At 65.7% G+C, this 303-nt stretch carries 1 protein-coding gene; it reads left to right on the plus strand.

All coding sequences use genetic code 11. The features are described from left to right. Positions 1 to 303 (plus strand): cytochrome b/b6 domain-containing protein (locus EN852_RS38785; protein ID WP_189546619.1); only part of this gene is annotated, 303 nt, incomplete at both ends.

The following is a 303-nucleotide window of genomic DNA, read 5'->3' on the forward strand; positions in this document are numbered from 1 at the left end:
CTGGTCCTCGCTGCCTGGCGGCTCTGGCTGCGGGAGACGCGCGGCGTTCCGCCAGTTTCTGGCATCGAGCATCCGGCGCTGCGGCTGCTCGCCAGGCTGACGCATCTCGTCATCTACGCGCTGATCTTCATCGTGCCGCTTTCCGGCGCCGCGGCGTGGTTCCTGCAGGTGCCGGGCGCAGGCCTGGTGCATGTCCTCGGCAAGAATGTGCTGCTCTATGTGGTGCTGCTCCACATCGCCGGTGCGCTCGTCCAGCATTTTGTCCTCAAGTCGAATGTGCTCAGGCAGATGCTGGCCTTCCGC

It is taken from the genome of Mesorhizobium sp. M2E.F.Ca.ET.209.01.1.1, assembly GCF_004010375.2.
Classification (GTDB): Bacteria; Pseudomonadota; Alphaproteobacteria; order Rhizobiales; family Rhizobiaceae; genus Mesorhizobium.